The sequence below is a fragment of the Kitasatospora sp. NPDC089797 genome (genome assembly GCF_040684795.1).
In the GTDB taxonomy this organism is placed as follows: domain Bacteria; phylum Actinomycetota; class Actinomycetes; order Streptomycetales; family Streptomycetaceae; genus Kitasatospora.
The window spans coordinates 156484-175134 of sequence record NZ_JBFBGS010000013.1 but is presented as its reverse complement, the minus strand read 5'-3'; the positions used below and the strand labels follow the sequence as shown (position 1 = coordinate 175134).

Sequence of the window (18651 nt, the reverse complement as noted above, 5' to 3'; positions counted from 1 at the left end):
ACGTCCTGGTACCGGACCGCGAGGTAGGCCGGCGCCCCGTGCGGGAGCCGGTACGGGCAGAGCCCCTGCTCGGTGCGCAGTTGCCGGAACTCGGGGAACGACGGCCCGCCGTGGGCACGTCGCCGCGAGGAGGGAAGGGGTCGGGCATGCGACACGTCTGGCTGGAGGCGCCGCTGCCCCGGGACCGGCGCGCGGCGGCCGCCGGAGCCGAGGGGCTCATCGGCTCGTTCGACTGCCGCGTCTGGCAGCGCGGCCCGTACGGCGGGGTCGGCGAGTTCGTCCGCCGCCTCGTCCTGGCCCAGGGGCGCTCCCCGCTCGTGGCCCGGCACCAGGTCGAACTGCTCTGCACGGTCCGGGACCTGCGTCCGGCGATGGCCTGGGCCACCGAGGCGGTCGCGGCGCTGGACGTCGCGGACGTCCAGATCAGGTTCCACCCGGCCCGGCGCACCCGCCACCTCGCCTACGGGGTGGCCGAGTTCGTCGCCGCCTGGGCGGCCGGGCAGCCCGCGCCGACCGCCGTCCTGCTCGACCGGGTGGACCAGGCCGACGCCACCACCGTCGAACTGGTCGACACCCTGCTGCGCCGCCTCGACCCCGCCCGGCTGCGGCTGTACGTGGGTGGCGCCGCCCTGCCCGCCGCGCTCGCCGCGACCGTCGCCGAATGCGCCGTCCCCGGCACCGTCACCCCGGCCGGGCCGACCGCCGGGGACGTCACGGCGGACACCGACAAGGACGCCGACGAGGACCCCGACGACGGCGAGGAGCGCACTCCCGCCTGGCACGACCGGCGCGCCGACGCCCTGGCCGCGACCGGCGAGTGGTCCTGGCAGCAGGGCGCGATCCCCTACCACCGCGAACGCGGCACCCGCCCGGCCACCGACGGCGTCGAGGCGCTGCGCACCGCGCTGGACCAGGCCCTGCACGGCGGCTGCTACGAGCACGCCGTCCGGCTGGCCGGCCGCGGGCTGCCACTGGTCGCCCCGACCGGGGACACCCGGAACTGGTGGGCCTTCACCACGATGCTGGCCACCGCGCTCACCGCCCTGGACCGCCCGGCCGAGGCGCTCGCGCTCTACGACCACGCCCGCAGCGTCACCGACGAGCCGAGGATCCACCTGTCCGCGGCCTACTCCACCGCCATGCTCCACGCCCGCCACCTGCCGGAACCCCTCCGGGACCTCGCTGCCGCCCGCACCTGGCTGGAGCGCGCGCTCGACCTCGCCGGGCGGCTGGAGGACCCGCGCGAACGCGCCGTCACCACCGTCTTCCACCGCCAGGGCCTGGCCCTGCTGGACAGCCGGGCCGGCGACCACGCGGCGGCGCTGCGAACGGTCGAGGACGGCCTCGCACGGCTCACCGAGACCCTGGCCCCCGGCGAACGCCCCCAGGACCGCGCCCGGTTGGTGCACAACCGGGCCCAGCTGCACCTCGCGCTCGGCCGGCCGGACCGCGCCCTGGCCGACCTCGACACGGTGATCGGCCAGGACCCGCAGAACGCGGAGTACTACGTCGACCGGGCCGCCCTGCACCGCGCCGCCGGACGCCCGGACGACGCGATCGCCGACTACGGCACCGCGATCCGCCTCGGCCCGCACCTCCCCGAGGCCTACTACAACCGGGCCGAGACCCACACCGACCTGGGCCGGCCGGAGGCGGCGCTGGCCGACCTCGACCGGGCCCTGCGGATCGCCCCCGACCACGTCGACGCCCTGGTCAACCGGGCCGGCCTGCACCTGGACGACGGCGCGCTCGACCTCGCCGAACGCGACGCCCGGGCCGGCCTGGAGCTGTCCCCGGAGCAGCCCCACCTGCTCTGCGTGCTCGGCCTGATCGCGTCCGAACGCGGCCTCCTCCCCGAGGCCGAGGCCCTGCTCACCCGGGCCGTCGAGCACGCCCCCGAGCTGCCGACGGCCTGGGTCAACCGGGCCGCCGTCCGCTTCGAGCGCGGCGACACCCCCGGCGCCGTCGCCGACCTGGACCGCGCCATCGCCCTCGACCCCGACCCCGTCGCCCTCTACAACCGGGGCCTGGCCCGCCGCCTGCTCGGCGACCCGGCCGCCGCCGCCGAGGACTTCACCCGCGCCCTCGCCGCCGACCCCGGCCCGGACCCCGAACTGCGCGCCGAACTGCTCCGGGAACGGGCCGCCTGCACCCCGCACTGACCGTGGACCCCGGACCGGCGGCGGCGCGCCGGTCCCGGGCCCGCCCGTCCGCTCCCCGACAGCGGGGAGTCACGGGGCGTCAGAGGGTGATGGTCTGGTACTCGGTGTACGTGCCGAGGCCGACGGCGCCGTACTCGCGGCCGATGCCGCTGGCCTTGAAGCCGCCGAACGGGCCGTCGAACCCGACCGGGGCCCCGTTGACGGTGACGGTGCCGGTGCGCAGCCGGCGGGCGACCGCCAGGGCGCGGCCCTCGTCGGCCGACCAGACTCCGCCGGACAGGCCGTACTCGGAGTCGTTGGCGATCCGGACGGCGTCGTCCTCGTCCTCGTAGGGGATCACCACCAGGACCGGGCCGAAGATCTCCTCCTGGGCGATCCGCATCGCGTTGTCGACGTCGGCGAACAGCGTCGGGGTGACGTAGTTGCCGCGTTCCAGGCCCGCCGGGACGTGCGGGCCGCCGGTGACCAGCCGGGCGCCCTCCTCGATGCCGAGCGTGATGTAGCGGCGGACCTGCTCCTGCTGGTCACGGCGGATCATCGGGCCGACGAAGGTCTCCGGGTCGGCCGGGTCCCCGACCGTGAGGGACTCGACGAGCTCCTTGAGCCCGGCGACCACCTCCTCGTAGCGGCTGCGCGGGGCCAGGATCCGGGTCTGGGCGATGCAGGACTCGCCGTTGTTGAGCAGCGAGGAGAACTTCAGCCCCGGTACCGCCCGGGTGAGGTCGGCGTCGGGCAGCAGGACGGCCGCGGACTTGCCGCCCAGTTCGAGGCTGACCCGCTTGAGCTGCTCCCCGGCGATCGCCGCGATCCGCCGGCCGGCCCGGGTGGAGCCGGTGAAAGCGATCTTGTCCACGTCGGGGTGGGAGACCAGGTACTCGCTGGTGTCGCGGTCGGCGGGCAGGATGCTGACCACCCCCGCGGGCAGCCCGGTCTCCGCCAGCAGTTCGGCGAGCAGGCCCATGCTCAGCGAGTTCTCCGGGGAGGCCTTGAGCACCACCGAGTTGCCCGCGAGCAGCGCCGGGAGGATCTTCGACGTCGCCGAGGAGAACGGCGAGTTCCACGGGATCACGGCCGCCACGACGCCGATCGCCTCCCGGCGCACCACGCTGCGCACCGGGGAGTCCGGGTCGGAGGGGGTGAGCGTCCGTTCCCAGTCGAACTCCTCGGCGGCCTTCAGGTAGGCGTTGGCCTGGCGGGTCAGGCCGGCCTGGCCGGCCCGGGTGAACCAGGCCGCCGAGCCGTTCTCGGTGGCGATCAGCTCGGCGATCCGCTCCGCGTTCTGCTCGCGCAGCGTGTTGAAGCGGCGCAGCACCGCGACCCGCTCCGACGGTGGGGTCCGCCGCCAGCCGCCCTCGTCGAACGCGGCCCGGGCGGCGGCCACCGCGCGGTCCACGTCCGCCGGGCGGGCCTGGGCGGCACGGCCGATCGAGGTGCCGTCGTGCGGGGAGCGGATGTCGAGCAGTTCGGCGCTGCTCGGGGTGGTCCAGCTGCCCGCGAGGTAGAGGCGGTCGTAGACGATCACGGTTCTCCTTCTTCGGTCCTTCTCTCCCGAACGAGTCTGCCGTCTTCCGGGGTAACCCGTCCATACGGTTACGCCCATGGGGCATTCCTGGCTGGTAATCGGTGAAGTACGGCCGAAAACCTGATCATTGACCATCGCCGGCTTGACCCGGCCGAGAGGGCTGCCAATACTCGTCACCAGTTAGACCGGTGATGCCGACGGCGGCTCATCGGACGGTTACTCACCAGGAGGCACAGCCATGGCAGTCAGTTACACCGGCACGGTCATCGTGACGGGCGAGGGCCGGAACGGCGGGCACGTGGCCTCCAGCGACGGCAGCCTCACCCTCTCCCTCGCCATCCCCAAGGAGCTGGGCGGCGCCGGTGGGGCCACCAACCCGGAGCAGCTGTTCGCCGCCGGCTGGGGGGCGTGCCTCCTGGGCGCCGTCCGCCGCGCCGCCGCCGAGCGCAAGGTCCGGCTCAGCAGCACCTCCGTGGCGGTCGAGACGACCCTCACCCACGGCGACGACGGGGAGTTCGGCCTGAGCGCCGTCCTCACCCTCGAACTCGGCGGTGTGGACCAGGAGACGGCCACCGCGCTCGGCGAGGCCGCACACCGGATCTGCCCGTACTCCAAGGCGACCCGGGGCAACATCCCGGTGACGGTCAGGGCCACCGCGCTCGCCGGCTGAGCGTGCGCACGTCGCGGAGCCGCGCCCCCGGGAACGCCGAACCCCCGCCCCGTCCGCCGCAGTGGCGTCCGAGGCGGGGGCGGAGGCGGGGGAACTCGCCGGGTTCGCCGGGTCAGGGCCTCAGCCCTCGGCGCCGCCGTGCTGGCGCGCCCGGTAGCTGGCGGCCTTGACCCGGTTCCCGCAGGTCCGCATGGCGCACCACTCGCGCCGGTGCCCGCGCGAACGGTCCAGGTAGACCTGGGTGCACTCCGGCCGGGCGCACTCCCGGAGCAGGGCGGCGTCGTCGCCGCCGAGGATCCCGACGGCCTCCCGGGCCAGCGCGGCGAGGCCCTGGGAGACGGATCCCGTCCGGGTCGCGCCGACGGCCTGGAGGCGCAGCGTCACCGGCAGCCCGGCCGCGTGCCGGTTCAGCTCGGCGATCGCCCGGGCGGGCATCGGCTGCCCAGCGAGCCGGGCGGCGACCAGCGCGTAGATCGCCTCCCGCAGGTCGACCGCGATGTCCAGGTCGGTCCCGTCCGCGCCGGGCCCGCCGTCGAGCATGCCGGACTCCACGAACCAGGCGTCCAACTGCTCGGGGGAGGAGAGCTTCTCCAGCGGCGCGGCGTTGCGCCGGGCGCGCAGCGTGCCGACGAAGTCGAGGGGCAGGGTCCCGCAGGGGAAGGCGTGCATCACGTCACCATACTGACCAGTCACCGGCCCCGGCGCAATGCCCCGGACTCCCCGCTCCCCCACGGCGTCCTCCGCGCGGATCCGCGCGCCGCGCCGCCGTCTCCATCACTGTCCAGACCAGTAACATCCCACGCGGTCCCGTTCCCGAACCGGACCCCGCACCTCCCGGAGGGCAGACTCATGATCGACAGGCGTGGCTTCCACAGGACCCTCGGCATCGGCGCCGGTGCCGCCGCCCTCTCGCTGACCGGCCTGTCCGGGGCCGCCGGGGCCGCCCCCGCACCGGCGCGCCCCGGCCCGGCGCCGGTCGTGCCCACCGTCACCCCCGGCACCCGGACCGCCTTCCCGGTGCTGAAGCAGGTCACCGCCGGGCTGCTGGACGTCGGCTACGCCGAACTCGGCCCCGCCGACGGGCCGGTGGTGCTCTGCCTGCACGGCTGGCCGTACGACATCCACAGCTTCACCGACGTCGCCCCGCTGCTCGCCGACCTCGGCTACCGGGTGGTCGTCCCCTATCTGCGCGGCCACGGCAGCACCCGCTTCCGGTCGTCGCGGACCCCGCGCAACGGGCAGCAGGCGGCCATCGCCCGGGACGTCCTCGCCCTGCTGGACGCGCTCCGGATCGACCGCGCGGTGGTCGCCGGGTTCGACTGGGGCGCGCGGACCGGCGACATCCTGGCGGCGCTGTGGCCCGAGCGGGTCAAGGCCCTGGTGTCGGTGGGCGGTTACCTGGTCACCGACCGGGACGCCCAGCGGATCCCGCTCGCCCCGGCCGCCGAGCACACCTGGTGGTACCAGTTCTACTTCGCCACCGAGCGGGGCGAACGGGCCATGCACGACCGGGAGCTGCGGCACGAACTGACCCGGTTCGTCTGGCGGACCGTCTCGCCCACCTGGCAGTTCGACGACGCCGCCTTCGAGCGCACCGCGGCCGCCTTCGACAACCCCGACTACGCCGCGATCGTGATCCACAACTACCGCTGGCGGCTGAGCATCGCCGACGGCGAGCGCCGCTACGACCACGACGAGCACCTGCTGGCCCGCCGGCCGACCGTCGGCGTGCCCACGATCACCCTCGACCCGGCCCTGGACCCGTTCACCCCGGCCCCCGGCGACGGCTCCTCCTACCGCGCCATGTTCACCGGCCCGTACGAGCACCGGGCACTGCCCGGCGTCGGCCACAACCTCCCGCAGGAGGCGCCCACCGCCTTCGCCCAGGCCGTCGTCGACGCCGACCGCCTCCGCTGAACTCCCCCGGGGCCGCCCGCCGGTAAAGGGGAGGCCCCGGGGAAAGCGGACTGCTACGCTGACGATCGACCTACCCCTTTTCGAGGAGTGCAGCAGACATGGCGGGTGACGACGACATCTCCGGGTGAATCCCGGGCTTGACGACCGTTGCGGGTGCAGGGCACCCAGTGCAGCGGTCCGATTCGTCGCACCCAGTCCCCCTGTCTCTTCGGGCCGGACTCGTCTCCGCCCGCTCAACTCCCGGGTATTCCTATGTCTTTCGCGTCCATCGTCTGCTCCCAGCTGTCCTTCTCCTGGCCCGACGACACCCCCGTCTTCCAGGACCTCTCCTTCGCCGTCGGCGCCGGCCGCACCGGCCTGGTCGCCCCCAACGGCTCCGGCAAGAGCACCCTGCTCAAGCTGATCGCCGGTCAACTGCGCCCGTCCGCCGGGTCGGTGACGATCGGCGGCACGGCCGGATACCTCCCGCAGGACCTCCCGTTGACGGACGGTCTCACGGTCGGCGAGGTGCTCGGCGTCGCCGAGGTGATCCGGGCGATCGACGCCGTGGAGTCCGGGGACGTCGCCGAGGAGCACTTCACCACCATCGGCGACGACTGGGACATCGAGGAGCGCAGCCTCGCCCAGCTCGAACGCCTGGGCCTCGGCGGGCTGCGGCTCGACCGGGGGCTGGGCACCCTCAGCGGCGGGCAGATCGTCCGACTGGGCCTCGCCGCCCAGTTGCTCAGGCGGCCGGACGTGCTGCTGCTCGACGAGCCCACCAACAACCTCGACATCGAGGCCCGGCACCGCCTCCACGACGCCCTGGAGGACTTCACCGGCTGCCTGCTGGTGGTCAGCCACGACCGCGCCCTGCTCGACCGGATGGACCGGATCGCCGAGCTCGACACCCACGAACTGCGCCTCTACGGAGGCGACTTCACGGCGTACGAGCAGGCCGTGCAGGCCGAGCGGGAGGTCGCGGAGAAGAACGTCCGCAGTGCCGAACAGGACCTGAAGCGGGAGAAGCGCGAGCTGCAGCAGGCCCGCGAGCGCGCCGAGCGCCGGGCCGGGAACGCCGCCCGCAACCTCAAGAGCGCCGGGCTGCCGCGGATCTTCGCCGGGAACATGAAGCGCGGCGCCCAGGAGTCCGCCGGGCGCTCCGGGCAGGTGCACGCCGCCCGGGTCGACGAGGCGCGGGCCAGGCTCGACGAGGCGGGGCGCGCCGTGCGGGACGAACAGCGGCTCACCCTGGACCTCACCGGGACCAGGGTGCCCAGCGGGCGGGACCTCTTCCTCGGCGAGCGGCTCCAGGTGCTGCGCGACGGCAGCCCGCTGTTCGCCGGCGAGGGGGTCGACCTGACCGTCCGGGGCCCGGAGCGGATCGCCCTGTCCGGCGCCAACGGGGCCGGGAAGACGACCCTGCTGCGGCTGCTCGTCGGCGACCTCGCCCCGGACGGCGGGCAGGTCAGGCGCGCCGACGGCCGGGTGGCCTACCTCTCCCAGCGGCTGGACCTGCTGGACCAGGACCGCACCGTCGCGGAGAACTTCGCCGCCGCCGCGCCGGAGCGCCCGGAGGCCGAGCGGATGAACCTGCTCGCCCGCTTCCTGTTCCGCGGCGCCCGGGCCCACCTGCCGGTCCGGGCGCTGTCCGGCGGGGAGCGGCTGCGCGCCACGCTGGCCTGTGTGCTGTGCGCCGAGCCCGCACCCCACCTGCTGCTCCTGGACGAGCCGACGAACAACCTGGACCTGGTCAGCGTCGGGCAGCTCGAAGGCGCGCTGAACTCCTACCAGGGGGCGTTCCTGGTGGTCAGTCACGACGAGCGCTTCCTGGCCGGGATCGGCGTCGACCGCTGGCTGCGGCTGACGGACGGCGGGCTGGTGGAGACCGGTCCCCCGGTCGGGTGAGCCCCCGGCGCCCCGACCGACGGTCGGGGCGCCGGGCATGTCCGTCCGTCCTGCGCCGCACCGCCCGCTAGAGCCGACCTCCGTGCACGTCGGCGGACAACCGCTGGGCCAGGTACACCGGGACGACCGAGAGCAGCACCAGGACCGCCGCCACCACGTTGACCACCGGCGCCTGGTTGGGCCGCGCCAGGTTGTCGTAGATCCAGAGCGGCAGCGTCCGGACCCCGGGCCCGGCGGTGAAGGTGGTCACCACGATCTCGTCGAAGGAGAGCGCGAACGCCAGCAGCGCCCCCGCCAGCAGGGCCGACCGGACCGCCGGGAGGGTGACGTACCGGAAGGTCTGGAAGCTGTGCGCGCCGAGGTCGGCCGAGGCCTCCTCCGCCGACGGGGACATCCGGCGCAGCCGGGCCACGACGTTGTTGAAGACCACCACGATGCAGAAGGTGGCGTGCCCGATGACCACGGTGAGCAGCCCGAAGCCGACGCCCGCCGGGCCCAGCACGGTGCGGAACGCGGCGTTGAGCGCGATGCCGGTGACGATGCCGGGCAGCGCGATCGGCAGGATCACCAGGAAGGACACCGTCTGCCGGCCGAAGAACCGGTGGCGCTGCACGGCGAAGGCCGTCATGGTGCCGAGCACCAGGGCGACCAGGGTCGCCCCCGCCCCCGCCTGGAGCGAGGTGACCACGGCGCTGCGGGCCCCCTCGGACTCCCAGGCCCGGACCCACCACTCGGTGGTCAGCCCGGTCGGCGGCCAGGCGAAGGAGCGGTCCCGGTTCAGCGAGTTGAGCAGCACCAGCAGCAGCGGCAGGTACACCACGGCGAGGCCGGCGGCCATGACCGCGCGCAGGACGGTCCGGGCGCGGCGGGAGAGGATCACGGGTTCCGACCTCCTAGAGGGAGTCCAGGGCGCCGGTGCGGCGCACGGCGAGCAGGTAGCCGACGATCAGCAGCACCGGCACGCAGGACAGCGCGGCCGCCAGCGGCAGGTTGAGCGTCACGTTGTCGGCGATCGCGGTGCCCAGCACCTGCGTCTTGCCGCCGACGAGCCGCACGGTGATGTAGTCGCCCAGGCTCAGCGAGAAGGTGAACACCGATCCGGCGAACACCGCGGGCAGCACCTGCGGGAGGACCACCGAGCGGAAGGTCCGCCCGGCGGAGGCGCCCAGGTCGGCCGAGGCGTCCAGCAGGTTGGCCGGCAGGTTCTCCAGCCCGGCGTACACCGGCAGGATCATGTACGGCAGCCAGAGGTAGGCGAGCACCACGATCACCGCCGTCGTGCCGTACCCGGGGCTGGAGAGCCCGAACGGCCCGCCCGCCCAGTCGAGCACGCCGCCCTGGCCGAGGATGACCCGCCAGGCGTACGCCTTGACCAGGTAGCTGGCCCAGAGCGGGGTGAGCACCGCGACCACCAGCAGCCGGCGGGTGCGCGGCCGGGCGATCCGGGCCATGTAGAACGCCATCGGGAAGGCCACCACGGCGTCGATCACGGTGACGGCGGCGGCGATGCCGAGGGTGCGCAGGGCGATCGTCCGGTAGACCGGCTCGGTGAGCACGGTGTGGAAGTTGGCGGTGTTCCAGACCCGGACGACGTCGTAGGTGAAGTCGTCGACCGCCCAGAAGGCCGATATCAGCAGCACGGCCAGCGAGCCCAGGTAGGCGAGCGCCAGCCAGGCCATCGGCGCGGACAGCAGCAGCGCCAGCCGCAGCCCGCCGTGCCGGTGCAGGACGGCGGCCGCCCGCCGGACGCCGCCCCGTCGCGGCGGGGCGGCCGCATCGATCGCCACCGGTCAGCCCTTGATCTCGGTCCAGGCGGCGGTCCAGGCGGCGTAGTCGGTGCAGGCCGTGGTGCGGCCGTCCAGGCAGCTCTTGACCGGGGTGGTCCAGTAGTAGACGTCCTTCCAGTAGGCCTCGTCGGTGGCGTGGAAGGTGGTGCAGAAGTTCCGGTCCGTGGTCTGGTCGCAGGCCTTGGAGTTGGCCGGCGCCTCGCCGAACCACTGGGCGACCTGGGCGTTGGCCTTCGGCGAGACGATCCAGTTCATCCACTGGTAGGCGCAGTTGGGGTGGGCGGCCTTCGCCGACACCATCCAGGTGTCCGACCAGCCGGTCGCGCCCTCCTTGGGCAGCACCGCCTGGACCGGCGCCTTGTCGGCCTGCGCCATGTTGGCGATCACCTGCCAGCTGGTGCCGACCACGGTGTCGCCCGTCTTGAAGGAGTTCTCCGCCTTCTGGAAGTCGCTCCAGTACTCGCCGATCGACTTGTGCTGGAGCTTCAACAGGTCGACGGCCGCCTTGAGTTGGGTTCCGTCCAGGGCGTACGGGTTCTTGATGCCCAGCTCCGGCTTGGTCCTCATCAGGTAGAGCGCGGCGTCGGCGATGGAGATCGGCGAGTCGTAGGCGGTGACGTGACCGGCGTAGGCGGCGGCGCCGTCGAAGACCACCCGCCAGGAGTCGGGCGCCGGCGTGACCTTGTCGGTGCGGTACATCAGCAGGTTGGCGCCGCGGCCGTGCGGGATGCCGTACATCTGGCCGTTCACCGAGTTCCACGGCTGGTTCTTCAGCCCGTCGAAGACGTCCGCGTAGTTCTGCACCAGCGCGGTGTTGACGGGCGCGACGTCCCCGGCCGCGATCAGCCGCAGGGTGGCGTCGCCGGAGGCCGAGACGGCGTCGTACTGGCCGGTCTTCATCAGCGAGACCATCTCGTCCGAGGTGCCGGCGGTCTTCGCGTTGACCTTGCAGCCGGTCTGCTGCTCGAAGGGGTGGATCCAGTCCACGGACTTGTCGTCCGAGCCGTCCTCGGTGTAGCCGGCCCAGGCGACCAGGTTCACCTGGCCCTCGCCGGCGCCCAGGGACTGGAGCATCGGCAGCTTCGGCGGGTTCAGGCCGTGGCCGCCGGCCGTGCCGGTCGTGCCACCACTGCTGCCGCACCCCGCGGCGAGCAGGGCGGCGGCGGTGGCGGCGGCCGCGGTGCGGGCGAGCTTGGGGAGGTGCATGGGAGCTGTTCCTTTGCGGAGGGGAGTAGGGGTGCCGTGGTGCGGGGGTGGGTGGTGCGTCAGGAGCCGACCCGGACGGTGTGCTTGCGCTGCCAGGCCAGCACCACGTCGGTGCCGCGGTGGCGCAGCACGTCGGCCGAGCCCTCGTCGAGGTTCTGCCGGACGGCGGTCAGCCGCCCGCCGGCCGCCAGGTCCACCAGGAAGCGGGTGTGGCCGCCCGCGTAGACGACCTCGGCCACCCGGCCGGTGGCGGAGAGCTCGTCGGGCCCGGCCGGGTCGTCCGGGTGCGCTATCCGGATCTTCTCCGGGCGCACGCTGAACTGCCCGGCCTCGCCGACCACCTGTTCGGCGGCCGGGCCCTCCAACAGGTTGGAGGTGCCGACGAAGCCGGCCACGAAGGCGGTGGCCGGGCGCTCGTACACGTCGGCGGGCGAGCCGACCTGCTCGATCCGGCCCGCGTTGAACACCGCCACCCGGTCGCTCATGGTCAGCGCCTCGTCCTGGTCGTGGGTGACGAACACGAAGGTGATCCCGACCTCGCGCTGGATCTGCTTGAGCTCCACCTGCATCTCGTGCCGGAGCTTGAGGTCCAGCGCGCCGAGCGGCTCGTCCAGCAGCAGCACCCGCGGGCGGTTCACCAACGCCCGGGCCAGCGCGACCCGTTGGCGCTGGCCGCCGGAGAGCTGGGCCGGGCGGCGGCGTTCGAAGCCGTCCAGCCGGACCATCGCGAGCGCGGCCCGGACCCGTTCGGCCCGTTCGGCCCTGGGCACCCGACGGACCATCAGGCCGTAGCCGACGTTCTGTTCGACCGTCATGTGCGGGAACAGCGCGTAGTCCTGGAACACCGTGTTGACGTCCCGGTCGAACGGCGGGCGCCCGGTGACGTCGGCGCCGCCGAGCAGGATCCGGCCGGAGCTCGGCTCCTCGAAGCCCGCGATCATGCGCAGCACGGTGGTCTTCCCGGAGCCGGACGGGCCGAGCATCGAGAAGAACTCGCCCTCGCCGATCTCCAGGTCCACGCCGTCGACCGCCCGGACCCGGCCGCCGTCGAAGGTCTTCGCCAGCCCTTCGAGCCGGACCGCACCGGGTGCCGGATCCGGGCGGGGTGGACGGTCGTCGCTCTTCAACTCCGGTGGCCCTTCTGGTCGGTGGCAGCGGGTGCGGGACGGGGGTGGATCGGGGGGGAACGATCGGGCCGGCCCGCACGGCCGGTTCGGTGATCACGATCGGTTCGCTCGGAACCCTAGGAAGAAATCCCCCGGTCCGGCTATGGACGCCTGCACGGTCTTCCGTGTCCGCATTGTGCGGCGCTACAGTCCGGCGCATGCCGGTGACGCTGCGCGATCTGCTTCGGGAAGAGGGCCTCGGCCTGCGACTGTGCACCGACACGGCCGCGGTCGAGCGGGTGGTGCGCTGGGTCGCGGTGACCGAACTCGCCGATCCGACCGAGTGGATGACGGGTGGCGAGCTGCTGCTCACCACCGGCCTGCGGCAGCGGACCGCCGACACCCAGACCGCCTTCGTCCGGCGGGTGGCGGCCGCCGGGGCGTCGGGGATCGGCTTCGGCACCGGGCTGAGCCACCCCACCGTGCCGAGGGCGACCGTCGCCGAGGCCGAGCGGCTCGGCCTGGCGGTGCTGGAAGTCCCGTACGAGACACCGTTCATCGCGGTGAACCGGCTGGTCGCCGAGCGCGTCACGGCCGAGGACCACAGCGCGCAGCGGCGGCTGGTCGACCAGCACGACCTACTGGTGCAGGCGCTGTCGAGCGGCGAGGGACTGACCGCGCTGCTGCGCGTGCTGCGGCGCGTCTGCGGCTCCGAGGTCGCCGTGGTGGACCGGCACGGGGTGGTCCTCGCCGCGGTGCCGGAGCGCTCCGTGCTGCTCCGCGCGCTGCGGCCCGGGGAGCCGGCGGGCGGCGACCGGGAGGCCGGAGAACGGGAGGCCGACGCGCGGGGGCCCGGGGAACGCGGAGCCGGGGAACGGGGAGCCGGCGCGTGGCGGCCCGGCGAGCAGGGAGCCGGCGGGCGGCCGGTCGGGGCCGCGCCGGACCGGGCGGGACCGCTCCGGCTGCCGGTCCGGGTCGACGGGACGACCGTGGCGTTCCTCTGCCTGCGCCCGGACGGCACCGCACCGGACCGCACGGCAGCGGACGGCACGGCACCGGACCGCACGGCGCCGGACGCGCTCCCGGAGGTGCTCCCGTACGCGGTGCGGCTGGTCGGCCTGGAACTGGCCCGCCGTCAGGCGTACCTGGCCGGGCGGCGGGAGCTGGTCGGCCAGGTGGTCGAGGACGTCGTGCGGGACGTGATCGCGCCGGCCACCGCCGAGCGCCGGCTCGCCGCCTTCGGGCTCGACGTCCGGAGCGCCCACCGGGTGGTGCTGGGCCGGCCCGCGCCGCCGGACGGACCCCCGGAGGAGCGGGCCGGGGGCGGACGGCCGGACGGCGGCCCGGCGGCGGACCAGCGGCTGGCCCGGCTCTGCTGGCAGGCCGCCGGCGGGCCGGACTCCCCCGAACCGGTGCTCACCGCCGTCGTGGACCGCTACCTGGTGGCCGTGCTCCCGCAGTCCGCCCCGGTGGAGGAGCCCGCCCGACGGTTCGGCGCCGCGCTGTCCGGTCCGAACGCCCGGGCCGCGGTCGGCGTCGGCGGCTGCTACCGGGGTGTCGACGGGCTGCGCCGGAGCTGGTTCGAGGCGCAGGCGGCGCTCACCAAGGGCCCCGGGGTGCACGGCGGCGACCCGCTGAACCTGTCGCGGCTGCTGCTGTCCGCCCCCGACCTCCCGCTGAAGGAGCTGGCCGCCGAGGTGCTGCGCCCGCTCACCGGGTTCGACCGGGCCAACCGCGCCGACCTGGTCGCCACCCTGCACGCCTACCTGGCCGCGGACTGCTCGGTGCAGGCGGTCGCGGAGCGGCTGTACGTCCACCGCAACACCGTCCGCTACCGGCTGGACCAGATCGAGCGGCTCACCGGCCGCTCGTTGCAGTCCCTGCAGGACCGCTTCCAGCTCTGGCTGGCCCTGCTCGCCGTCTACCCCGAGCGCCAACCGGCGCTCCCGCACGCCGACTGACGGCCGATCGGGTGAGCCCGGTCCACCGCTATCACCCGAACGGGTGAGGCCGTGGTGGTGCGGCCCGGCAGCCGGGTGCGAGCCTGGGGGCTCCCGCTCGACGGCAGCCAGCAACCGATCGGAGCCGACCGTGCATCCAGGGCGAAGCCGCAGCCACCCGAGGGCGGGCCGGCCGAAGGCGGGCCACGCGATCGTGCTCGGCGCGGGCATCGGCGGACTGTGCGCCGCCCGGGCGCTCTCCGAGCACTTCGAGCAGGTCACCGTGGTCGAGCGGGACGTCCTCCCGATGCCCTCGGGCGTCCGGCACGGGGTTCCGCAGGGGGCGCACGTCCACTCGCTGACGCCGGGCGGCGCGGAGGTCCTGGAGGAGTTCTTCCCGGGGTTCACCGACGAACTGGCGGCCGGGGGCGGCACGCTGGCCGGGGCCCTGGACGAGCTCGACATCGTGTTCTTCGGTTCGCGCCTGCGGCAGGTACCGCTCGGCCGGGTGCTCCAGGTGAGCAGGCCCTTCCTGGAGGACCGGCTGCGCGAACGGGTCCGGGCGCTGCCCGGCGTCGGACTGCGCCCGGGGCTGGAGGCCACCGCGCCGATCGGCGCCGGCCCGGCCGGGCCGGACGGCCCGACCGGGGTCCGCGGGGTCCGCCTGGCCCGGCCGGGCGGATCCGGCGCCGAAGAGGCGGTCGAGGCGGACCTCGTCGTGGACGCGATGGGCCGGGCGGGCCGGGGCGCGGCCTGGCTCAGGGCGCTGGGCTGCCAGGAGCCCGCCACGGCCCGCCTGACCGTCGACGTCGCCTACGCCAGTTGCCGGTACCGGGTGCCCCCGGGCGCCCTGGGGCCGGCCAAGGGCGTGCTGATCGGGGCGACCCAGGACCGCCCGCGCGGCGCGGTCCTCACCCGGCAGGAGGGCGACGCCTGGGTGCTCTCCCTCTACGGCTTCGGCAAGGACGACCACCCGCCGGTCTCGCCGGAACGGTTCCTCGACTTCGCCGGGGAACTGCTGGGCGCCGGGGCGTCGAACGCGCTCCGGGCCGCCGAACCGATCACCGGGATCTCGTCGTACCGGTACCCGGCCTCCGTCCGGCGGGACTTCCACCGGCTCCGCCGGCTCCCCGACGGGCTGGTCTCCACCGGGGACGCGCTGTGCAGCCTCAACCCGATCTACGGGGCGGGCATGGCGGTCGCGGCCCTGGAGGCGAGGGCGCTGCGTGACTGCCTCGACAACGGCCTGCCGGGCCTGCCGCGGCGCTTCTACCGGGCGGCCGCCCGGGCCGTGCGGCTCCCGTGGCTGTTCTCCACCATGGCCGACCGCTCCATGCCGCAGGTCCCGGGCACCCACCCCGTGGTGGCCGGGCTGCTGGCACGGGCCTTCCGGGCCACCATGCGCGCCGCGGCCGAGGACGCCCGGGTCGCCGCCGCCGTCTGGAACGCCGTCAGCCTGACCGGCTCCCCGGCGGAACTCGCCCGGCCGCGGGTCGTCGCCTCGGTGCTGCGGCACCGGTGACCCCCGGCCTCGGCGGGCCTGGCGGCCCGGGCACGGCCCGTCCACCCTTCACTTCCCGTGGAAAGGAACGATCCTGATGACCGACGTCGACCCGGACGAGCGGAAGGCCTTCGTCGAGCGCTGGGTGACCATGTGGGACTCCCCCACGGCCCCCACCGACGCCCTGGCGTACTACACCGAGGACGCCGTGATCGTGGACAGGGCCTTCGACCACACCTACCGGGGCCACCGGGAGCTGAGCGAGTACTTCAGCCGGGCCGGGGAGCTCTTCGCCGACATCCGGTCGGTCAGCCTGGGCGTGCTGGTCGGCCCGGGCCACGCGGTGGCCCAGGTGCACTACAGCGCGACCGTCCGGGAGCCGTTCCTCTGCCTGCCGGAGTCCAGCCGGGGGAAGCGCTTCTCGCTCCACCTGATGAGCCTGCTGGAGTTCGCCGAGGACGGGCGGATCGCCCGGTCGGTGGACGCGTACGACCGCACCTCCGTCCTCCAGCAGCTCGGCGTCCTGCCCGGCGACGCCGACTGGACGGCCTCGTCCGGCACGCCCTTCACCGGTCCGAACCCGGGCGCCTGACCTCGGGCCACCGGTCCGAACCCGAAGGGCTGACCCCGGGCCACGGGACCGGCGCCCGCCGGGCCCAGCGCGTGTGGTCGGGGCGTGCGCGGGTCGGATGCCGCGCACGCCCCGTGCCTTCCCCGCGACACCGCCCGTCGGTGGGCCCTGCGACCGGGACGGCTCTCCTAGCATCGGGGCCACAACGGACGGCGGAGAACGGCGCAGAGAGCGGCTGGGTGCACCATGACCGAACAGAACAGCGGTATCGACGAGTCGAAGCCCAGCATCGCCCGGGTCTACGACTACCTGCTCGGCGGCCGGGAGAACTTCCCGGTCGACCGCGAGATCGGCGACTACTTCATCCGGGACCTCCCCGGCTCGTCCGTGATGGCCCTCATCAACCGCCGGGCCCTGGTGCGTGCCGTCGGCGCCATGTCCGACGAGGGCATCCGCCAGTTCATCGATCTGGGCAGCGGGCTGCCGACCGCCGACAACGTGCACCAGGTCGCCCAGCGGCACGACCCCGCCACCCACGTGGTCTACGTCGACAACGACCCGACCGTCCTCACCCACGGGCGGGCCCTGCTGGACGCCGACGAGCGCACCGCGCTGATCGAGGCGGACCTCGGCGAGCCGCAGACGGTCCACGACCACCCGGACGTCCGGCGCCTGATCGACTTCGACCGGCCGGTGGGCCTGCTCTTCAGCGCCATCCTGCACCACTTCAACGACGCCGACCGGCCCGCCGACCTGGTGCGCTGGTGGGCGGACCGGCTGCCCCCGGGCAGCCTGGTCTACCTCTCCCACTTCCGCTCGGCGCCGAATCCCGGTGCGGACGAGGCCGTCCGGCTCGCCGAGCAGAAGCTGCAGAGCAGTTTCGGCCGCGGCCACTGGCGCACCGACGAGGAGATCCTCGCCCTGTTCGGCGACCTCGAACTGCTCGAACCGGGCCTGGTGCCCTGCCCGTTGTGGCGCCCCGGCGCCGGTGACGCCGCGTCTGCGGCCGGGGACGCCCGACCGGTGGCCGACGAGGTCGACCTGACGGTGTGGGAGCGGCTGATCTCCTGCGGCCTGGCGCGCAAGCCCTGACCCACCGGTCGCCCGCGGTCCGCACACCGCTCGCGGTGGGGCGGCCGCTGGACGACGAGGAGCGGCTGCGCCCTGGGGCGGGGTGCACCCGGTGCCGGTGGAAGGCGGCACCGGGTGGGTCTAGCGGGTCACTGCCCGGCCTTGCGGCCGTGGTTGGCCTTCTTCTTCCGCCGGGCCTTCTTCTTGCGGGCTCGCTTGGACATGGCTGCCGTTCCTTCGCGGTGTCGTCGGTGTGTCGGGAGGGGGACGTTCAGGCGGCCTGGCCCACCAACTGGTCGGCCAGCTTGGCCAGGCGCTTCTGCGAGCGCTCCTCCTGGGCGGCCAGGGCGGTCGGCGCGGTCACGCCGCCGTCGTAGTAGGCGCCGTTGGCGACCTCGACGTCGGGCAGGCAGAGCCGGACCACGGCGGCCGCGCCCTCGGCGGCCGGCGCGCCGACCCGCCCGTACAGCGGCAGCAGCGCGGTGTCGCACAGGCCGGGGTTGAGGCTGACGGCGGTGATGCCGGAGCCGGCCGGGGCCATCTCGGCGGTGGCCATGGTGAGCGCGAGCTGCGACTGGGCGTACGCGGCGACCCGCGAGTACCGCTTCATCCGGTGCGGGTCCGACCAGTTCATCGACGCGGTGCGGTGCAGCGAGGAGGAGACGTTGACGATCCGGGCTCCGCCGGCCGCCGAGAGCGGGGCCCGCAGCAGCTTCGCCAGCAGGTGCGCGGCGAGGAAGTTGACCTGGAGCGAGAGCTCGTTGCCGTCGTCGGTGAGGGTGCAGCGCTCGGGCGCCATCACGGCGGCGTTGTTCACCAGCAGGTCCAGCGACGGATAGTGCTTGACGACCGTGCCGGCCAGCACCGCGACCTCGGTCAGCTTGCTGAAGTCGGCTGCCAGTTCGACGAGTTGGTCACGGCGGGCGCCCGCGGCGACCAGCCGCTCGACGGCGCTCTCGGCCTCGGCGGTGGTCCTGGCGTGTACCAGGACGGTCGCGCCCAGCCCGGCGAGCAGCCGGGCGGTGTCCCAACCGATGCCGGAGGAGGCACCGGTGACGAGGGCGGTTCGGGCGGACAGAACAGCGTCGGACATGACCCATCCAAGGGTGTACGGGGCACCGGCGGGGTGCGGGTACGGGACGGCGCGGAGCCGCCCGCCCCGGGGCCGCCGGTGCGAGAAGGGAGGTACTGCGAGGGAGCCGCGGGCCCCCCCCCCCCCCCCCCCCCCCGGGGGGGGGGGGGGGCGGCGGGGGTAGGCACGGGCCCCCCCACAACGGACCCCCGCCCCGGCACCGCGCCCGGGCCCACCGG

General features: G+C 74.5%; 15 protein-coding genes. 8 read left to right on the top strand and 7 right to left on the bottom strand.

What is annotated here, in order from left to right; all coding sequences use genetic code 11:
- The first annotated feature begins 146 nt into the window (after positions 1-146).
- Positions 147-2162 carry a tetratricopeptide repeat protein gene (locus tag AB0O91_RS12990; RefSeq protein ID WP_363431144.1) on the top strand — a complete coding sequence of 672 codons (2016 nt, stop codon included), beginning with the start codon at positions 147-149 and terminating at the stop codon, positions 2160-2162.
- Between the two features lie 79 nt (positions 2163-2241).
- On the opposite strand, the gene AB0O91_RS12985 is transcribed toward AB0O91_RS12990, so the two are convergent.
- The gene (locus AB0O91_RS12985; RefSeq protein WP_363431142.1) at positions 2242-3684 is read right to left on the bottom strand and encodes an aldehyde dehydrogenase; all 1443 of its coding nucleotides are present in this window, start codon (positions 3682-3684) and stop codon (positions 2242-2244) included.
- 238 nt (positions 3685-3922) lie between these two features.
- On the opposite strand from AB0O91_RS12985, the gene AB0O91_RS12980 reads away from it, so the two are divergent.
- A complete protein-coding gene (locus AB0O91_RS12980) occupies positions 3923-4354 on the top strand; it encodes an organic hydroperoxide resistance protein (protein ID WP_363431139.1) in 432 nt (143 codons plus the stop codon).
- Between the two features lie 120 nt (positions 4355-4474).
- On the opposite strand, the gene AB0O91_RS12975 is transcribed toward AB0O91_RS12980, so the two are convergent.
- Positions 4475-5026 (bottom strand): ABATE domain-containing protein, encoded by a 552-nt coding sequence (locus tag AB0O91_RS12975; protein ID WP_363431138.1) that lies wholly within the window; start codon positions 5024-5026, stop codon positions 4475-4477.
- A gap of 177 nt (positions 5027-5203) precedes the next feature.
- Here AB0O91_RS12975 and AB0O91_RS12970 point away from each other — a divergent pair, with 177 nt between their 5' ends.
- The gene (locus tag AB0O91_RS12970; protein WP_363431135.1) at positions 5204-6271 is read left to right on the top strand and encodes an alpha/beta hydrolase; all 1068 of its coding nucleotides are present in this window, start codon (positions 5204-5206) and stop codon (positions 6269-6271) included.
- 252 nt (positions 6272-6523) lie between these two features.
- Complete coding sequence (locus AB0O91_RS12965) at positions 6524-8158, top strand: ABC-F family ATP-binding cassette domain-containing protein (RefSeq protein ID WP_363431132.1); 1635 nt, start codon at positions 6524-6526, stop codon at positions 8156-8158.
- Positions 8159-8225: 67 nt separating this feature from the next.
- Here the strand turns inward: AB0O91_RS12965 and AB0O91_RS12960 are convergent, their stop codons facing one another.
- From AB0O91_RS12960 to AB0O91_RS12945, 4 genes are all read right to left on the bottom strand, one after another.
- Complete coding sequence (locus tag AB0O91_RS12960; protein ID WP_363431130.1) at positions 8226-9038, bottom strand: ABC transporter permease; 813 nt, start codon at positions 9036-9038, stop codon at positions 8226-8228.
- A gap of 13 nt (positions 9039-9051) precedes the next feature.
- Positions 9052-9837, bottom strand: a complete 786-nt coding sequence (locus tag AB0O91_RS12955; RefSeq protein ID WP_363431168.1) for an ABC transporter permease — start codon at positions 9835-9837, stop codon at positions 9052-9054.
- Between the two features lie 111 nt (positions 9838-9948).
- A complete protein-coding gene (locus AB0O91_RS12950; protein ID WP_363431128.1) occupies positions 9949-11151 on the bottom strand; it encodes an ABC transporter substrate-binding protein in 1203 nt (400 codons plus the stop codon).
- Positions 11152-11210: 59 nt separating this feature from the next.
- On the bottom strand, positions 11211-12278 hold the full coding sequence (locus AB0O91_RS12945) for an ABC transporter ATP-binding protein (protein WP_363431126.1): 1068 nt from the start codon (positions 12276-12278) through the stop codon (positions 11211-11213).
- A 197-nt stretch (positions 12279-12475) separates the two neighbouring features.
- Here AB0O91_RS12945 and AB0O91_RS12940 point away from each other — a divergent pair, with 197 nt between their 5' ends.
- From AB0O91_RS12940 to AB0O91_RS12925, 4 genes are all read left to right on the top strand, one after another.
- Complete coding sequence (locus AB0O91_RS12940) at positions 12476-14218, top strand: PucR family transcriptional regulator ligand-binding domain-containing protein (RefSeq protein ID WP_363431124.1); 1743 nt, start codon at positions 12476-12478, stop codon at positions 14216-14218.
- Positions 14219-14348: 130 nt separating this feature from the next.
- Positions 14349-15719 carry a hypothetical protein gene (locus AB0O91_RS12935; RefSeq protein WP_363431121.1) on the top strand — a complete coding sequence of 457 codons (1371 nt, stop codon included), beginning with the start codon at positions 14349-14351 and terminating at the stop codon, positions 15717-15719.
- Between the two features lie 76 nt (positions 15720-15795).
- Complete coding sequence (locus tag AB0O91_RS12930; RefSeq protein ID WP_363431118.1) at positions 15796-16290, top strand: nuclear transport factor 2 family protein; 495 nt, start codon at positions 15796-15798, stop codon at positions 16288-16290.
- Between the two features lie 225 nt (positions 16291-16515).
- Positions 16516-17361, top strand: coding sequence for an SAM-dependent methyltransferase (locus AB0O91_RS12925; RefSeq protein ID WP_363431116.1), 846 nt, complete (start codon positions 16516-16518; stop codon positions 17359-17361).
- A gap of 250 nt (positions 17362-17611) precedes the next feature.
- Here AB0O91_RS12925 and AB0O91_RS12920 read toward each other — a convergent pair whose 3' ends face one another.
- Positions 17612-18433: an SDR family NAD(P)-dependent oxidoreductase gene (locus AB0O91_RS12920; protein ID WP_363431113.1), complete on the bottom strand. Its 822-nt coding sequence runs from the start codon at positions 18431-18433 to the stop codon at positions 17612-17614.
- Positions 18434-18651: the final 218 nt, after the last annotated feature.

Coding starts and splice junctions, on each gene's coding strand:
- AB0O91_RS12990 (WP_363431144.1), top strand. CDS start 147: ATGCGACACGTCTGGCTGGAGGCGCCGCTGCCCCGGGACCGGCGCGCG.
- AB0O91_RS12980 (WP_363431139.1), top strand. CDS start 3,923: ATGGCAGTCAGTTACACCGGCACGGTCATCGTGACGGGCGAGGGCCGG.
- AB0O91_RS12970 (WP_363431135.1), top strand. CDS start 5,204: ATGATCGACAGGCGTGGCTTCCACAGGACCCTCGGCATCGGCGCCGGT.
- AB0O91_RS12965 (WP_363431132.1), top strand. CDS start 6,524: ATGTCTTTCGCGTCCATCGTCTGCTCCCAGCTGTCCTTCTCCTGGCCC.
- AB0O91_RS12955 (WP_363431168.1), bottom strand. CDS start 9,837: ATGGCCTGGCTGGCGCTCGCCTACCTGGGCTCGCTGGCCGTGCTGCTG.
- AB0O91_RS12950 (WP_363431128.1), bottom strand. CDS start 11,151: ATGCACCTCCCCAAGCTCGCCCGCACCGCGGCCGCCGCCACCGCCGCC.
- AB0O91_RS12940 (WP_363431124.1), top strand. CDS start 12,476: ATGCCGGTGACGCTGCGCGATCTGCTTCGGGAAGAGGGCCTCGGCCTG.
- AB0O91_RS12930 (WP_363431118.1), top strand. CDS start 15,796: ATGACCGACGTCGACCCGGACGAGCGGAAGGCCTTCGTCGAGCGCTGG.
- AB0O91_RS12925 (WP_363431116.1), top strand. CDS start 16,516: ATGACCGAACAGAACAGCGGTATCGACGAGTCGAAGCCCAGCATCGCC.
- AB0O91_RS12920 (WP_363431113.1), bottom strand. CDS start 18,433: ATGTCCGACGCTGTTCTGTCCGCCCGAACCGCCCTCGTCACCGGTGCC.